This window comes from Halopenitus salinus (assembly GCF_042662125.1).
Taxonomy (GTDB): Archaea; Halobacteriota; Halobacteria; order Halobacteriales; family Haloferacaceae; genus Halopenitus; species Halopenitus salinus.
Genome location: NZ_JBHSXL010000003.1, coordinates 25,194 through 41,900 on the forward strand (window position 1 = coordinate 25,194; position 16,707 = coordinate 41,900).

Genomic DNA, 16,707 nt, shown 5'->3' on the forward strand with positions numbered 1-16,707 from the left:
AGGAGGGTCGAACCGGATCGCGGATTCGAAGGACCGAACCGGATCGCGGCCCCGGAAGTATAAATCCGATCGCGGCGAAGGTCGGCGTACGCCGAGGCGGCGACGGTTTCCATGAAGGAGTACCCATCCATCCCGCGAGCCGAGGACGCCCCTGATCGACTCCTCGAGGGAGGACACCTCTGGCTCCTCGAGAAGATCGACGGCGGACACCTCCGGATGCAGCTTCGGGAGTCGGGGCTGATTCGGTTCGGGGATCGAAATCGGGTCTACGAGGACGCCGAGGAGATCCCCGTGGAGTACCGCCACGCGGTCAGACACGTTCGCGAGAACCTCGATCGCGAGGCGCTTCGCGCCGCGGTCGACGACGTCGAGGACGTGGTCCTCTTCGGGGAGGCGACGTATCGGAACGCGATCGACTACGAGTGGGACCGGATCCCGCCGTTCCTGGGGTTCGACGTCTGGTCTGACGAAGCGGGCGCGTTTCGTCCGCCGGACGCCGTCGAGTCGATCTTCGAGGCGCTCGGACTGGACCCGGTCAACGCGATCGAACGGGAGGTCCGCGCGCGCGACTTCGATCCCGGCTCGTACGCGATCCCGAAGTCGGAGTGGTACGACGGCCCCGCGGCGGGGGTCGTGATCCGGAACAAGAGCGGCGATCGAGCGGCGATGGTCCATCCGAAACTGGAAGCGATCGATGCGTCCGAAGCATCCGAGGGATCCGAAACCACCGGGACCTCGAACGCGGCCGGAGAAGCCGAAACGACCGGGGAAACCGAGACATCGGGAGAGTCGACGCCGTCGAGGGGATCGTCCGACGGATCCCCGGAGGAGCGACCGGACGAGGTGATCGGTCGATACGTGAGCGACGACCGTCTGGAACGGACCGCGACGCGGATCGCGGAGCGTGGCGAACCGGTGACCGTCGAGGCGCTCACGGAGCGCGTCCTCGAGCGGGTGCTTCGAGAGACCACCCTCCATCGCGAGGGCCATGGGGGACGCGGGACCGACGGTCGGTCGTCCGGCGGGGCAGGTAGGGCGGATGCGATCTCGTGCGAGGAACTCCGCGATACGGTGACGGAACGGGCGGTTCGGTTCCTCGGTTGAGGGGCATCGATCATCGAAGCCGAGGGCACACCGGAACACGCGAGAGTTCACCAGAGTACGCGAGGACTCATCGAAGCACGTCCGCCACCGCGTCCATCACGCGATCGACCGTCTCCACGTCGGCGTTGTACCCCATGTGGCCGAACCGAAGGACGTCGTCGGCCATCTCCCCGAGGCCGGTCGCGAGGACGACGTCGTGTTCCTCGCGAACGCGCCGCTGAACGGTCCGGGCCTCGCCGGGCAGGTGGACGGCGGTCACCGTCGGCGAGCATCGATCGGGGTCGGGGTAGCACTCGAGACCAAGCTCCCGGACGCGCTCGCGACAGCGTTCGGCCGCGCGCTCGTGTCGGTCGTGGACGGACTCGAGACCTTCCTCCAACAGGCGATCGACCGCGACGTCGAGGGCGGCGACGTTCGCGTTCAGGTGTGTGTAGGGGAACCCCTCGGAGACGTCCCGCCACGGGAGGAAGTTCGTGTACAGCGACGACGGGTCGCGCTCCTCCATTCGCTCCCAGGCTCGGTCGCTTATCGCGGCCGTGGTGAGCCCCGGCGGCGCGCTGAAGCACTTCTGGGAGGCGCCCAGACAGACGTCGATCCGGTCGGTCGGGACCGGAGTCCCGCCGAGCGAGGAGACGGCGTCGACGACGGTCACCACGTCGTGGGCATCGAGGAGGTCGAGGACGGGGCCGATGTCGTTGAGCGTTCCCGTCGGCGTCTCGCAGTGGACGAGCGTGGCGACCTCGAACGGGTCGTCCTCGGCGGCGGCGGACTCGAGCGCGTCGGCGACGGCCGAGCGATCGAGCCCCTCGTCGTAGGGCGCGGAAACGACCGTGGCGTCCCCGCCGTACGACTCGACGAAGTCGGCGAACCCGTCGCCGTAGATCCCGTTCGAGACACAGAGCACGCGGTCGCCCGGCGCGACGAGCGAGGCGATCGCCGCCTCCAGTCCGAGGATCCCCTCGCCGCCCGGGATAACGACGTCGTGAGAGGCTTCATCGATGCCATCGTGAGAGGCGCCGTAGACGCGGGCGAGTTTTCCACGGAGCGCGTCGTAGCGCTCCCGAAAGGATGCCTCGACGTCCGGGTTGGGCTGGACTTCCGCCATCGCCTCGCGGACCGACTCCGGAACCGCCGTCGGACCGGGTGTGAATCGTATCGTCATACCACGGCCTGCGAGCGGCGGCCATTTCCGGATTGCGGTTCGATCGATTGGTCACTGGCCGTCGGTGGCGAGCCCCGCGAGCCGATCGACCGCGTCCGAAGGGAGGTGGTAGCCGATCCGATACGCCACCTCGGGATCGGTCGTGGCGTCCCTGGAAGCGACGTCGTCACCCGAGATCTCGTCGAGGAATCGGCGGACGAGATCACGTCGCCACGCGAGTTCGGCGGCCACCGTCGCGCCGCGGTCGGTCAGCCACACGTCGCCGCGTGGTTCGCGAACGAGGAGGCCGTCCGCTGCGAGCCGGTCGACCATCTCCGTGGCGCTCGCGGGGGTGACCGACAGACGGTCGCTTATCGTTCCGGTCGACGCGCTCACCCCGTCGTCGAGGGCGAGCAGACGAACGGCGACCAGATAGCGTCCAGGACGGCGATCGATGCATTCGTGCGGGCGGTCACACGCACACGCTCCCGCGGGTTCGACGGAGTTCGGCGGCGATCGGGCGGTCGACATGGATGGGTGGGATCAGGAACCCTCGGCGGGAAGGTCTCCTCCCGAATCGGTTCGCCTAGAGGCGGCGCGATCGGAGGTGGGACTCCGCATGTCGGAGGTAGAACCCTGCATGGCCGGGTCCTCTCGAGTAGAGAGATCTCCGGTTGGTTCGTCGGTTCCGGGGTCATCGCTGCCCGGTTGGTCGGCGTCGGAGCCGGTGTTGGCGTCGGCGTCACCGGCGGCGATCGATCCGAACAGGATCTCCGCGATCGAATACGGGCTGTGGGTTCGAACCACCGTAGCGACGTTCCAACAGAACGCGACCGATCCGACGAGAATCGCCGCTCCACCGACGCCGCGGAGGAGATCGGCGACTCCGGCGTTCCCGAACCCGAGCCCGACGACTGCGTTCAGATCGGCGACGACGACGAACAGGGTTCCGAGGAGGAAACACGCGAAGTCGGTTCGGGCGATCCGGTCGCTGTAGAGGTCGTCGATCATGGGAACGTCCTCGAACCCGAGGAGATCGCTGTAGCGGTGGACCCAGACGATGAACGGAACGACGTGATAGACCGTCCCGAGAACGACGAACCCGATGACGCCGAGGGTCAACAGATGGACCGTCCCCGGCGCCCCGAACCGCGCGGACGTGGCGAGGGGATCGCGGAGCCAGCTCGGAAGCGTGAGAAGCGCCCAAAGCGCCATCGCCGGGGCGAGAACGGCGTATCGCGACAGCATGGGCGTCCAGGGAACCCGCGTCTCGACGAGTCGACGGGCGAGGACGACGCTCGCCGCGAGGAGCCCGACGCAGACCAGGACCCCGCCGAAAGCGGCGAGAGGGTGGAGGCCCAGGAGACGGCCGGTCGCGAGCGCCAGGACGCCGATCGGGTATCCGACCTCCTCGAGCCGCTGCAGTGGAACGTCGAGCCCGTGGAGCTCGGTCTGGGTGAACATCGTCGCGAGCTGGTAGAGCGCGCCGAGGACGGTCGAGAGGACCGCGCCGAAGACGGCGAGGGTCGCGTGTGCGCCGACGACGTCGACGCGCGAGACCGGATCGAGGTGTGAAGCCGGATCGGGATGTGAAGCCGAAAGCGTGGAGAGGACCGGATGGACGAGATCGATCGCGAGAAGGACGCCAACGCTCGTGAGAAGGAGGAAGAATCCGAGTGCGATCGCGAAGTGGCGTTCCGTCACGTCGAGTTCGGAGGGAGGGCCGACGGACGCAAGCGTCCGAGCGATGTTGTACACGAAGACCCAAAAGCCGAGCAACATCACGGCTCCGAATACCGGAAGGAGAAGGAATCGACCGGAGAACAGCCCGAACGCGAACCCGACCAGTCCGAGGGAGACGAGCTGGAGCTGTCGGGTCGCGAGCGACCGCGAGTGGAGATCGACGCCGGACCACACCGGAACGAACTGCGTCATCGCGCCCATGATCGTCACACAGACCCACCCGGCCAAGAGCAGGTGGACGTGAGCGATGCTCGAGGAGGCGGGTGGCGTACCGACGGCGATCCACACCCCGGCGATCACGCCGGCGAGGAGAAACAGCGAGGCGACGAGAAAGTGACGGAGGGGGACCGTCATCGGCGGCTGTCGATCCGTCTCGACGGTTCCGGGAACCACGCTCATGCCGGTTTGAAAAACGGTCGGCAGATACCTGCGGCTGTCCGCGAACATGTTCGAGATCCGGGAGCATTCGATCGACTTTTGGCCCGATGGACACAACGAGTCCCCCATGGAGTCGGAGATCGGGGTTCTTCACGTCGACGACCAGTCGGATTTCGGGGAGCTGGTCGCGGCGTTCCTCGAACGCGTCGACGATCGGATCGAGGTTCAAACGGAGACGAGCGTCACGACGGCCCTCGAGAAGCTCTCGGGGGATCCGGATCGGATCGATTGTGTGGTCAGCGACTACGACATGCCGGAATCGAACGGCCTCCAGTTTCTGGAAGCGGTCCGCGAGGAGGAGCCGACCCTGCCGTTCATTCTCTTTACGGGCAAGGGATCCGAGGAGGTGGCGAGCGAGGCGATCGCAAAGGGTGCGACGGACTACCTCCAAAAGAGGGGCGGCACGGAACAGTACGAGCTGCTGGCGAATCGGATCACGAACGCGGTCGAACAGTACCGTTACGAACACGAGCGAAACCGCGTCTATCGGGCCCTCGAGACGGCCACCCAGGCGATCGGGCTAATCGACGAGGAGGGCCGTTACATCTATCTCAACGAGGCCTACGCCAACCTCTACGGCTACGATCCCGAGGAGCTCGTCGGCGAACACTGGCGCGTCCTGTATCCCGACGAGGAGGTCGAGCGGTTCGAGGAGGAGATCCTCCCGCGGCTCGAGGAGGAAGGGCGTTGGACCGGCCAGAGCCGGGGACTGCACGCTGACGGTACGGCGATCCCCGAGCGTCTCTCGCTCGCACGGCTCGATACGGGCGGCCACGTCTGTGTCGTCCAGGACGTCTCCGAAAAACAGCGCCGGAGACGCCGTCAACGGCGCCAACAGGACGCGCTCTTGGACCTCATGACCCACGAATCGGTCGTCTCCGGACGCTTCGACCGTGCCGTCGAGGAGGTCACCGAGACCGCGACGGAAGTGCTCGATGCGTCCGCGGTGAACGTCTGGCTCCTGGACGAGGAGGACGACGTACTGCGATGTGTCGATGAGTACGACCGGATCGAGGACGAACACGAATCGGGGATGACGCTCGACGTGGACGCGTATCCCGAATACGTGGACGCCATCCGATCGAACCGGTCGATCGCGGCCGAGGACGCGCGTTCGGATCCGAGAACTCGAGGACTGGCCGGGGACTACCTCGAACCGAACGACGTGCAGTCGCTCCTCGACGCGACGCTTCGCTCCGAGGGCGAGGTCAAGGGTGTCGTCTGTCACGAGACACGCGAGGAGGCGCGCGAGTGGAGCGGCGACGAGGTACAGTTCGCCAACGACGTCGCGGACATCGTTCACCGGGCACTCCGCAATCGAAACGATCGCGAGCGCCAGCGGGAACTCGAGTTCCAACGGTCACTCCTCGCGGCACAGCGGGACGCGATCCTCGACGGCCTCATCGTCGTCAACGAGGATCGCGAGATCGTCTCCTACAACGACCGGTTCTGTGAGCTGTGGGAGATCCCCGAGCACGTCCTCGAGAGGGGCGACGACGATGCCGTCCTCGAACGGGTGTCCGAGAAGACGATCGATCCCGAGGCGTTCCGCGAGTTCATCGAGGAGCTGTATGCGGGCCCGGAGGCGACGAGTCGCGGCGAGATCGAACTGCGGGACGGTCGGATTTTCGATCGATACACGACCCCCGTCACCGGCGAGGACGGGAACTACTACGGCCGGCTGTGGATGTTCCGCGACGTAACCGACCGAAAGCAGCTCGAACGAAAGCTCGAACGGCAGATCGAGCAGTTCGACGAGCTCACGAGCGTCGTCTCACACGACCTCCGGTCGCCGATGGCCACCGTCCGTGGCCGTCTGGAGCTGGCACGGGAGACGGGCGAGGTGGAGCACATCGAGGCGGCACTTTCGGCCCTCGATCGCGCGGACGAACTCCGTGCGGATCTGGAGACGGTGCTCAAGACCGGGGAGATCGTTGATGAAACTCGATCGCTCGAGGTCGACGAACTCGCCAGATCGGTCTGGGAGACGATCGACACGTCGGCGACACAGCAGTCGAAATCCGGGACGGAGGTGAATGATTCCAGGGGAGAGATGGATGATTCGAGTGCTGTAGGGAACGAGGAGGGTGGGGCGACTAGCCACGAAAACACGGAGGCAAGCGCGAGCCTCCACGTGGAAGGGCCGATCGACGTCCGCGGCGACGAGAGCGCGGTTAGACGGTTGTTCGAGAACCTGATCGGGAACTCGATCGAACACGGCGAAGGAACGGTTCGGATCCGTATCGGCCCCCTCCGGGGAGAGGACGGATTCTACCTGGAGGACGATGGACCGGGGATTCCTCCGGAGAATCGAGAACGGGTGTTCGTTCCGGGCTTTTCGACGAAAGTCAATGGAGAGGGGATCGGAATAGGAATGGCAAGCGTTCACCAGATCATCGAGGAACACGACTGGGAGATCGAGGTCACGGACGCGACGGAACTGGGAGGCGTCCGATTCGAGATCAACACCGCTCCGGAACGTGGTGGCCAGTCGGAGTGACTCCCGTTAGGGACCGGCGATCGGAGTAACTCCCGTCAGGGACCGGCGAACGATTCGCCCACCGATGGGAGCACTCGCATTTCTCGCAGAGTCAGTCAGGTCAACGGTGGAGTCGACCTACTCCGAGATCCCGTAGACATCCCGGGTCCAGTCGCGCGGTCCGGTGTCGTAGCAGGGTCGGTCTCGGTCGCGTTCGTCGAGCCGGCGGCGATCGGAGTCATCGAGTTCCAACTCGACCGATTCGAGGTTATCGCGGATGTGGTCCGGCGAGCTCGATTTCGGGATCACGACCACGTCGTTGTCCATCGCCCACCGGAGGACGACCTGTGCGGGGGAGACGTCGTACGTCTCCGAGAGCTCGCGAACGACCTCGTCGTCGAAGACGTCGGAGCGCGAGAGGGGAGCGGCGGCCTCGATCACCGTATCGGTTTCCTCGCAATACTCGACGAGGCCGGGGCGCTGGAACCACGGGTGGTACTCGAACTGGTTAACCGCGATTGGGAAGTCGGCGATGTGGTGGGCGGCGCTGAGCTGGTACTGGCTGAAGTTGGAGACCCCGATGTTCCGGATGAGCCCTCGCTCGTGGAGTCGCTCCATCGCTTGGAACGTCTCCCGGAGTGAGATCGCGGGGTTCGGCCAGTGGATGAGGAAGAGGTCGAGGTAGTCGGTCCCGAGCCGGTCCAAGGACGCCTCACACGACTCGATGAGGGACTCGTAGTTCAGATTCGACGGGAGCACCTTTGAGGTGACGAACAGGTCCTCACGGTCGTAGTCGGCGAGCGCCTCGCCGATCCCCGCCTCGTTTTGATACCCCTCCGCGGTGTCGATGTGCGTGTATCCGGCGTCGATCGCGGTCCGAACCGCGTCGGCGACGTCACCCTCGGGAATGTTCCACGTCCCGAATCCGATCTGTGGCAACTCGTCTCCGCTCGGCAGCGTCGTGGTCGGTACGGACATGAACTCGTCCGGTCAAACGGGGAGCGGACGCTTAAAGGCGATCGTACGCGGGACGGAACGGTCCGATGGAGGAAAGAACAGGAGAAGCGGGGGGGAGAGAGGAAGAGGGAGAGTACGTTTCGTGTGCTTTCGGGTTGGGGGATAGGGTGAAGCGAACGAAGAGTGGGAAGCGATCGAAACGAGTGGAGTGGGATGAAACCGATGGAGGAGGATAATCGGAGCGGACGGAGAGGGATGAAACGGAACGGACGGTGGAGGAAGAGAGTACGTTTCGTGTGCTTTCACATCACACGAGGGAGGAATCAGTCAGTCAGTCAGTCAGTTCGATGGCCCATCCTCGACGTCGACGATGTCGGCCCGGGTCTCGAGGACGATTTCCGGATCGAGATCGAGTTCGTACTCGTAGTACTGGCCGCCCTTGAGCCCGTAGTTGCGCTCGTGTCTGAGGAGGAACCCGAGCATGTGGAGATCCGAGAGGTGGTCCTGAATGCTCTTGAGGGTCGTAAGCGGGGAGGCGCCGTAGGCGTCCGCGATCCGCTCGTATCCCTTCTGGATCTGCTTCGAGCGCGCCGGGACCTCCCCCTGCTGGTCGAGTTTCGCGATCGTCTCGAGGATGTACTGAGCGTGTTCGGTCTGATCGCGGATCTTGTTGCGTAGCCGGCCGCGCTGTACGAGTGTTCGTGCGTCCGCTATGTGGCCGTCCGAGACCACCTCGTCGTTCTCGCGTTCGGCGACCTCCGCGCCGACGCGGAGGAGATCGATCGCCTGTCGGGCGTTCCCCATGTCCTGGGCGGAAAGCGCCGCCGCCTTCGCGATGGCGGAGTCGTCACAGGCCCCGTCGACGAACGCTCTGTCGGCTCGGTTGTGGAGAATGGTGCGAAGTTCGCCCGCGTCGTAGGGGCTAAAGGATATCTCGGTCTCCATCAACGTGTCCTTCACCTTCGCCGACAGCGACTGGCGGAAGGTGTAGTTGTTGCTGATCCCGATGATCCCGACCAGCGAGTCGGTGATGTGGCCGTTCGATCGGGCCCTCGGGAGCTCGTAGAGGAGCGTGTTGACGTCGTCGAGGTGGTCGATCTCGTCGAAGACGACGAGGTGGGTCCCACCGAGCCGATCGAGTTGGTCGTAGAGCTCGTCGAAGGCGTCCCCGGTTCCCAGTCCCCGCTTCGGGAACGGACTCGAGTCCTCGGGAAGCAGATCGTTTACCAGCCGACGAACGACCATGAAGAGCGTCTTGCCGTTGCAGTTGATCTCGTGGACGTGGAGATCGTTCGCCTCCTCGCGGACGGCCACCTCCGAGCGTAGCTCGTCCATCATGTACTTGGTGACCGCGGTCTTACCGAGGCCGGCCTTGCCGTACAGGAAGACGTTCTCCGGTTCGCGACCGAACAACACGTCCTGGAGCGCGTGACTGAACGACTCGATCTCCTCGTCGCGTTCGAGGATCTCCTCGGGTTGATAGCTCTCGTTGAGGACGGACTTGTCCGCGAAGATGGTCTCCGTGAGACCGCTGAATGGCCCTCCCATGTCCTTGTGAAGTGTACCGTGCTTGTAGTATTTAATACCTACCTTCGAGTGTTTCGTTTGCTTTCGGGACGAGAAGCGGAAACGACGTTCGAGAGCGTCGACTCGATCGTGATTCCGATCCTGGTTCCGGATCGGATAGCACACGAAACGTACTCTCAGTTACTGTTGCCTCGTGATCCACGTCCTGGTCTCCGACGTTTGGCGTTCGATCCCCGGCCTTTGGCGTTCGATCCCCGGCGTACGTCCCTCCTTGTTTCATGTCCAGTGGGTCCGCCGCTGTTCCGGAGCCGCATCACCGATCCCCATCTCACGACCCACCCCACCCCACGATCCGAAAGCACACGAAACGTACTCTCTCCCTCCCCCATCCCAACGTTCCCCTGCGCGATACACCGCCTCACGACGGAGCGAAGCTTCGCTCGAATCGGGTCACGTCCTCGGAGGTACCGGCGACCACGATCCGGTCCTCCTCGTGAACCTCGAACGTCTCGGGATCGAACTCCGAGATCGTCTCGTCGCCACGTTGGAACGCGACGATCGTACAGCCGGTCCGTTCGCGGACCGCCGCGTCGGCGATCGTGGTTCCAGCGAGCTCACCGGCGGGGAGCCGAACGACGCTGATCTGTTTGTCGTAGGCGATGACCTCCTCGTCCTCGAAAACCGTCGCTGCCAGCATCCGTCCGCTGATGGCCGCGAGCGACTGGACGTGGTCGGCGCCGGCGCGGTGAAGCTTCTCGACGTCCGCGACGTCGTTCGCTCGAACGACGATCCGAAGGTCCGGATTCAGCTCGCGAGCGATGAGCGTGGCGAAGATGGCGGTCGTGTCGTCCTCGATCGCGACGATGAACGCGGAGGCCTCCGAGACGTTCGCCCGCTCGAGTGCGTCAGGATCACGTGCGTCGCCGACGACGTCGACGACTCCCTCATCGTCGTCCTCGACGTCGAGGACGGTGAGCCGTGAGTTCGAGCCGGAAAGCCGTTGGTGGACCACCTTGCCGGTGTCGCCGTACCCCGCGAGCACGATCCGCTGGCTCGGGAACCGTCGAACGGTCGTCTCCGTCGCGTCACGAAGCGCCTCGATCCGATCGGGCGCGCCCACGACGAGGAGTCGCGTCCCCGCATCGAAGGTTCGATCGGGATCGACAGGGGTCTCGAAGTCCCCGTTGAACCACGCCCCGATCACGTTCACGCCGAAGCGATCACGGACGCGTGCGTCGCCGAAGGTCCGATCACACAGGTCACTTCCCGTCTCGACGGAGAGTTCGGCCAACTCGAACTCCTCGCCGAGGGGGATCCCCTCCTCGACGTCGGTCCGAACGGCCGTCGGGATCTCGCGAACGATGTTCTCGCCGACCAGCCGTCGCGGCGAGAGCACGTCGTCGGCGCCGGCGGCGCGATGGTACCGAACGAGATCCGAGTCGGTGATGAGGGTTACCGTTCGCACGTCAGGATCGACGTCGCGCGCCGCGAGGACGATGCTCGCGCTGATCTCGTCGCCCGCGTCGGCGACGACAGCGATCGCGGACCCGATCCGGGCGTTCTCCAGCGTCCCCGTCAGTTCGGGATCGCCGTGCACCACGGTATATCCCTCCTCGTGGCGGTCCCGTGCGGTCTCGTCGTCGGCCACGACGAGCACGTGGTCGCGACCGCGGGCATCCAGCTCGTCGATGAACGCCTCGGTCCGCGGCGTGCAGCCGCAGACGACGACGTGGTCGCGGATCTCGTCGGCCGCCTCGGGCACGGTCGGCGTGAGCGCGCTGCGAAGCCAGGGAACGGCGAAGACGTCGACCGCGGTCAGGATGAGCCCGATCCCCGAAAGCTGCATCACGATGACGAGCACGTTCATCTGGGGCGACTGCCAGGGGGCGTCCTCGCCGTATCCGGTGGTCGTGAAGCTCTGGACGACGACCTCGAGCGAGCGAAAAAGCGGCTGCGGGCGGCCCTCCCAGACGGCCATGCCGAAGTTGTACGTCAGCGTGAAAAGCGCCGTCGTGGCGACGACGAGCGCGAGGTAGTAGGCGGTCCGTCGGGAGCGAAACGCCGTCCGGGCCATGAAGAGGATGGCGGCCGCAGGGATATCACCTCTGTGGAAGGGGAACGGATCTCGGCGTGGCCGTAGGAACGAGATACCGCTGTGAAGCAGGACTTCCCGCCGTGGAGACAATTCACCGCCGTGGAGGAGGACTACCGCCGCGCTCCGCCGTGATCGAACCGGGGATACGACTGTGCGTTCCCGGACGATTTGCGGGCGACGATCTCCGCGATGGCGCTCTTTCGGCCGTCCTCGCGGACCTCCGTTCGCTCCTCGTAGTGAAGTACGGTCAGATCCAGACAGGACCGAAGCAGCTCGTTCGACGCGAGCCGAAACCGCTCGTCGCTCGAACCGAGCTCGACGTCGTCCGCCGATCGGAGGTGGTGTTCGACGAACAGGACCCCGCCGGGAACGAGCGAGCGTTTGAGATCCGGGAGGCGATCGATCGTCCGGAAGAAGCTGATCGCGACGAGCCCGTACCGCGACGTCGGAATCGGCATCGTGGAGACGTCCGCCTGGATCCAGTCGATCCGTTCCGCGACGCCCCTCTCGCGGGCCCGCGAGCGGGCAGTTCGCAATCCCGCTCGCGACTGATCGACGGCCTCGACCGAAAAGCCCGCCTCCGCGAGCGGGATCGCGTTTCGCCCCGTCCCCGTCGCGACGTCGAGGGCACGCGGTGGTCCGTCCCGTCCGGTCGTATCGGCATTCGGGACGTGGGAACCCGGAACGTCGGCATCCGGGCCCTCGACGTGGTGATCCGTATCCGCTTCCCTCTCAGCCTCGGCCTCCGGAGCTGCTCCGGCTTCCGTCCCCCGTCCAGGTGCCGCCTCGATGCAGTCGAACAGCCACGGCGAGGGCTCGGGGTCGGTCGGATACTCCTCGTTTCGAAACCGTCGTTCCCACTTTCGGTGCGTATCCTTCATGAGACGCGCGAAAGCGCCGCGTCCTTGGCGGTGTCCGCCGCGGTCGGCTCGGACTTTCGGACCTCGATGGCGGAGACCCACTTAACGCTCTCCCAGCAGTCGCGGTCGTTCCCGACCGGAACCAGCCGAGCGGGACCGCCGTGTTCGAGCGCGAGGGACTCTCCGTCGAGTTCCACCGCGAGCACCGAGTCGGCGAGACGTTCGATCGGGAACGAGCAGGCGTATCCCGAATCGAGCGCTCGAACCAGCCCGTACTCGCCCGCATCGCTCACGCCGGCTCGCTCCAGGATCGACGCGACGCGGATCCCCTCCCAACGAAGCCCCTCGGCAGTCCACCCCTCCTCGCAGACGAAGTCGTCGACGATCGATTCACGGGCGAACGATTCGAGGTCCGCACGCGTGAGCGAGAGCACGTCGTCGACGGAACCGGTGACCTCGAGCGTCCACCCGTCCGTCTCCACCTCCTCGGGAACGCCGTGCCGTTCGAGATCGTTCATCACCGGATCAACGCCGCGACGCACAAAAACGGTTCCTCCGAACCAGTGCGGTCCGGATCGTTGGCCCGATTCGATCGAAGCGCTCTCCGTGGTCGCATAAACCCTCAAACGGCCTTCAACAGCGCATCGTAGGCGTCCGCGTACGCGGCGGCGACACGTGAGGGATCGCCGCGCTCCTCTGTCGACAGAGCCGGAAGACCCGTTCGCGCCACCGGCTCGATCATCGCGGTCACCGCCTCGGTGTGCTCCTCGAGAGCGCCCTCGCGGGCGCTCCCGGAGGCGACTTCGCGTCCCCGGAGATACCGATCTCCGTCGTAGATCCGGACACGCCCTGGCGCCACGACCGCGACGGCGTCGATGCCGATCTCCTCACCGCGGGAGTACGCGTCCGACTCCGGGGAATTGGCGTCCGAACCCACGTCGATGGGGACCGCGACGTCGGCGTACGACTCCATCACGACGGGACCGTCGTGGGACCGGATCCGCCCCGCAAACCGATCGAACGTCGGGAGGTACGCCTCGCGCATGACGCGGTTGAACTCCTCGAGGTCGTGAACACGGGTCGCCTCCGCGATCGGCAACCGTCCCTCGAGATCCTCCGGGATCAGACCGGCCTCCTCGGCCGCACCGTTCACCACGAACCGGGCGTCGCCCGGTTCCTCGACGCCGCCGACCCGGTCACAGAGGAACGTCCGATCGGAGTCGCCGAGCATCCCGGTTCGGCCCGGAGTCGGTCGCCAGAGCCGATGAACCGGGTTGATCGACTCGGGGGGGACGGGCGTCGTGGTCAGTCCGCGGGAACTCGCCGCGGCGAGCCGTTTCGCGTCCTTTCCGTAGAGCCGGCCGTCCGCGGTGGCGCGGCGGTAATCGTCGTGATCGAACCAGCGATCGTTTCCGGCCCGCGGCTTCACGCCGACGGGCTCCCGGCCGCGCTCGGCGAGGTGAGCGAGGAGTCCGACCGAGAAGGTCGTCTTACCGGCGTCGACGCGCGATCCGCCCGCGACGAGGAGCCGAAGGTGGTCGCCACCGGATCGGCGATTGCGGTCCTCGACCGGGAGGTCGCCGCCACCGGTCACGTCCGATCGCCGTCCTCGACCGCGAGGCCGTAATAGCCAGGTCCGTTCTCCTCGAGCGGCTCGCCGATCACCAACTCGTCCGCGTTCTGCATGATCCAGGGGATCGCCCAGTCGACGAGGACCGCCTCGGCCCCGTCGTCGATCTCGGCGTCGGGTTCGAGACCCTGGAGGAGCCTGGCGATCTCGGGCACCGTGTACATCAGGTCCGGGTCGAGCAGCTCCTCGGCCGTGTAGAACTCGCAGGGATAGGTCGTCTCGAAGGCGTCCTTGGAAGTGGGCATGTCACCGAATCCGCCCGCGCGGGCCCTAAACGACACGGTCGAGGCCCGGCGAGAGGGTCACGAAGGGCCACGGTCGAGGCCCGACGTGACCGTCTCGACTCGGTGGCGCGATCGAGACCGGGGACCAGCCGAGACGCGGGACTGCTCGAGCGTCGAGTCCGCAAAAAACTCGGGATTCGATCGCGGGTCGCGGGGCGCTCCCGTCTCGCGAGCGACTACTCGAAGCGCGGCACGACGTTGTCGTAGTTGTCGGCGACGTCGTCCCAGTCGACGACCTCGAAGAACGCGTCGATGAACTCGCCGCGTGCCGGGCCGTAGTCGTGGTAGTAGGAGTGTTCCCAGACGTCGAGCGCGAGGATCGGGTGGGCGCCCCACAGCGCGCCCTGGTCGTGTTTGTCGACCTTGACGTTGCGAAGCTGCTTTGCGACCGGATCGTAGACGAGCAGGGCCCACCCGCCGGCGGCGCCCGCGGCGGCCTCGAACTCGGCCTTCCAGGCCTCATAGGAGCCGAAGTCCTCGGCGATGCGGTCGGCGAGTTCGCCGTCCGGCTCGCCGCCGCCGTTCGGCGACATGTTGTTCCAGAACAGCGTGTGGAGGTAGTGACCGCTGCCGTTGTGGGTCACGTTGCCGAGCGCGCCGGCGGTGCTGCCGTGATCGCCGCTCTCGCGGTTCTCGGCGAGCGTCTCCTCGGCGGCGTTGAGCCCGTTTACGTACCCCTGATGGTGGGTATCGTGGTGCCAGGTGAGCACCTGCTCGGAGATGTGCGGTTCAAGTGCGTCGTAGTCGTACGGAAGCGGATCGAGTTCGTGGTCGCTCATGTGTTTCACCCACATCATGGATCGATCGCGGGGCTGTTAAAGATTGAGGAAACGCACGGTAACGTGTCTCGTGGCCGTGAAATTCGGAACGGGATCAGGTCCGCTTCGAATTCACAGAACAGGTCCGTTTTGAATCCAAACACGAGCGCCGCGCGGCGCGAAACTGCGCGGCGCGAAACTGCGTCGCGCTTCGTACGGTGGGACTGGGATTCGAACCCAGGAAGCCGTGAGGCTACCTGCTTTCAAGGCAGGCGCAATGGGCCGCTCTGCCATCCCACCATGGATCGTGATTCGCCCCAGTTCCGTCATCGGTTCCATCCGTTCGCAAGCGGAAACGGATGGTGAACTTCCGGCCATTCCACGCACGATCGAACGGTGCCGGAACCGCCGGAATTCACCGCCATGGGGCGTGTCCGGATGAATAATCCGGACAAAGTTGAAGGTGTCGTTGTGACCGACACGATCGAGACATGACCGATACGATCCGACTACGGTCCCGACTCGATCACTGGCGACGTCTCGGACGGCTGTTCACAGACCGGCGGCGTCCTCGATGGCGTCCGTGAGCGTCCTGATCGACTCGACGGTGTGTTCGCCCATGTGTCCGATCCGGAACGTCTTCTCGCCGAGCGCCGACCCGTATCCGTTCGAGAAGACCATGTCGTGGCGCTCGGAGACGGTTTCGATCGTCCCGGCGACGTCGATGTCTTGGGTGTTCGCGATACAGCTCACCGTCTGTGACTCGTAGCCCTCCTCCGGGAACAGATCGAAGTGGTCGCGAGCCCACTCGCGGGTGTACTCGGCCATCTCGCGGTGGCGACGGTCACGCTCGTCGTGGCCCTCCTCGAGCATGTACTTCATCTGTTTGCGGTAGGCCAACATGATCGGGATGGCCGGCGTGGAGTGGGTCTGGCCCTTCCGATCGTAGTAGTCGAGCGAGCGCTGGAACCCGCCGTACCACGAGGCGGAGTCCTTCTCGAGTTCGCGCTCGTAGGCGTCGTCGCTGACGACACAGACCGCGAGTCCCGGCGGCATGGCGAACGCCTTCTGGACGGAGGTGAAGATCACGTCGATGCCGTGGGCGTCGATGTCGACGGAGTCGCCGCCCAGCGCGGAGACAGCGTCGACGATGAAGTAGGTGTCCGGGTAGTCGGCGACGACGTCGCCGATCTCCTCGACGGGGTTGCGGACGCCGGTCGAACTCTCGTTCATGACGCAGGTGACGGCGTCGTAGTCCGTCTCGCTCCGCTCGAGGGCGGCTCGTACGTCCTCCGGCTTTACGGCCTGGCCCCACTCGTACTCGAGCGTGTCGACCGACTTGCCGAGGCGTTCCGCAACGTTCGCCTGCCGTTCGCTGAAGCTGCCGCAGGTCGTACAGAGGACGTCCTCGTCGACGAGGTTGAGGATCGAACTCTCCATGAACTCGGTACCCGATCCCGTCAAAACGATCACCTCGTGGTCGGTGTCGAGGAACTCCTTCGTATCCTCGACGATGGTCGTATACAGGTCCGTCATCCGATCCATCCGATGGCCGAACGTCGGCTCACACATCGCCTCGATGACGTCCTCGCGAACCTCCGTCGGCCCCGGAATGTACAGCGTCTTGTCGGGATAGTCGCCCGTGTACTCGCGTTTCTGGGTCACACAAACCACCTGATACTGTATAGCGA

Annotated in this window: 14 protein-coding genes and 1 tRNA gene; 2 read left to right on the forward strand and 13 right to left on the reverse strand. The window is 65.4% G+C overall.

What is annotated here, in order from left to right:
• Positions 1 to 111: 111 nt before the first annotated feature.
• Positions 112 to 1,104, forward strand: a complete 993-nt coding sequence (locus ACFQE9_RS02925) for an RNA ligase family protein (RefSeq protein WP_379740048.1) — start codon at positions 112 to 114, stop codon at positions 1,102 to 1,104.
• A gap of 67 nt (positions 1,105 to 1,171) precedes the next feature.
• Here ACFQE9_RS02925 and ACFQE9_RS02930 read toward each other — a convergent pair whose 3' ends face one another.
• From ACFQE9_RS02930 to ACFQE9_RS02940, 3 genes are read right to left on the reverse strand one after another with little or no spacing between them, the layout of a single operon-like run.
• Positions 1,172 to 2,260, reverse strand: coding sequence for a pyridoxal-phosphate-dependent aminotransferase family protein (locus ACFQE9_RS02930; protein WP_379741317.1), 1,089 nt, complete (start codon positions 2,258 to 2,260; stop codon positions 1,172 to 1,174).
• A gap of 57 nt (positions 2,261 to 2,317) precedes the next feature.
• Positions 2,318 to 2,776 (reverse strand): metal-dependent transcriptional regulator, encoded by a 459-nt coding sequence (locus ACFQE9_RS02935; RefSeq protein ID WP_379740051.1) that lies wholly within the window; start codon positions 2,774 to 2,776, stop codon positions 2,318 to 2,320.
• A gap of 12 nt (positions 2,777 to 2,788) precedes the next feature.
• Positions 2,789 to 4,387 carry a hypothetical protein gene (locus ACFQE9_RS02940; RefSeq protein WP_379740054.1) on the reverse strand — a complete coding sequence of 533 codons (1,599 nt, stop codon included), beginning with the start codon at positions 4,385 to 4,387 and terminating at the stop codon, positions 2,789 to 2,791.
• 106 nt (positions 4,388 to 4,493) lie between these two features.
• Here ACFQE9_RS02940 and ACFQE9_RS02945 point away from each other — a divergent pair, with 106 nt between their 5' ends.
• Complete coding sequence (locus ACFQE9_RS02945; RefSeq protein ID WP_379740057.1) at positions 4,494 to 6,926, forward strand: PAS domain S-box protein; 2,433 nt, start codon at positions 4,494 to 4,496, stop codon at positions 6,924 to 6,926.
• Positions 6,927 to 7,043: 117 nt separating this feature from the next.
• Here the strand turns inward: ACFQE9_RS02945 and ACFQE9_RS02950 are convergent, their stop codons facing one another.
• From ACFQE9_RS02950 to ACFQE9_RS02995, 10 genes are all read right to left on the reverse strand, one after another.
• Complete coding sequence (locus ACFQE9_RS02950) at positions 7,044 to 7,883, reverse strand: aldo/keto reductase (protein ID WP_379740060.1); 840 nt, start codon at positions 7,881 to 7,883, stop codon at positions 7,044 to 7,046.
• A gap of 318 nt (positions 7,884 to 8,201) precedes the next feature.
• Positions 8,202 to 9,410 carry an orc1/cdc6 family replication initiation protein gene (locus ACFQE9_RS02955; RefSeq protein WP_379740063.1) on the reverse strand — a complete coding sequence of 403 codons (1,209 nt, stop codon included), beginning with the start codon at positions 9,408 to 9,410 and terminating at the stop codon, positions 8,202 to 8,204.
• A 397-nt stretch (positions 9,411 to 9,807) separates the two neighbouring features.
• Positions 9,808 to 11,463 carry a potassium channel family protein gene (locus ACFQE9_RS02960; RefSeq protein WP_379740066.1) on the reverse strand — a complete coding sequence of 552 codons (1,656 nt, stop codon included), beginning with the start codon at positions 11,461 to 11,463 and terminating at the stop codon, positions 9,808 to 9,810.
• A gap of 131 nt (positions 11,464 to 11,594) precedes the next feature.
• Complete coding sequence (locus ACFQE9_RS02965; RefSeq protein WP_379740069.1) at positions 11,595 to 12,365, reverse strand: class I SAM-dependent methyltransferase; 771 nt, start codon at positions 12,363 to 12,365, stop codon at positions 11,595 to 11,597.
• Positions 12,362 to 12,862 (reverse strand): molybdopterin-dependent oxidoreductase, encoded by a 501-nt coding sequence (locus ACFQE9_RS02970; RefSeq protein ID WP_379740072.1) that lies wholly within the window; start codon positions 12,860 to 12,862, stop codon positions 12,362 to 12,364. Before ACFQE9_RS02970 ends, ACFQE9_RS02965 begins: the two co-directional genes overlap by 4 nt.
• 104 nt (positions 12,863 to 12,966) lie before the next feature.
• Entirely contained in the window at positions 12,967 to 13,938 is a 972-nt protein-coding gene (locus ACFQE9_RS02975) for an ATPase (protein WP_379740075.1), read from the reverse strand.
• Positions 13,935 to 14,219: a DUF5827 family protein gene (locus ACFQE9_RS02980; RefSeq protein WP_379740078.1), complete on the reverse strand. Its 285-nt coding sequence runs from the start codon at positions 14,217 to 14,219 to the stop codon at positions 13,935 to 13,937. The genes ACFQE9_RS02975 and ACFQE9_RS02980 overlap by 4 nt, the downstream gene beginning before the upstream one ends.
• A 215-nt stretch (positions 14,220 to 14,434) precedes the next feature.
• Positions 14,435 to 15,037, reverse strand: a complete 603-nt coding sequence (gene sod / locus ACFQE9_RS02985; RefSeq protein WP_379740081.1) for a superoxide dismutase — start codon at positions 15,035 to 15,037, stop codon at positions 14,435 to 14,437.
• Between the two features lie 195 nt (positions 15,038 to 15,232).
• Positions 15,233 to 15,316 (reverse strand) — tRNA-Ser (locus tag ACFQE9_RS02990).
• 252 nt (positions 15,317 to 15,568) lie between these two features.
• Positions 15,569 to 16,681, reverse strand: coding sequence for a pyridoxal-phosphate-dependent aminotransferase family protein (locus tag ACFQE9_RS02995; RefSeq protein ID WP_379740084.1), 1,113 nt, complete (start codon positions 16,679 to 16,681; stop codon positions 15,569 to 15,571).
• Positions 16,682 to 16,707: the final 26 nt, after the last annotated feature.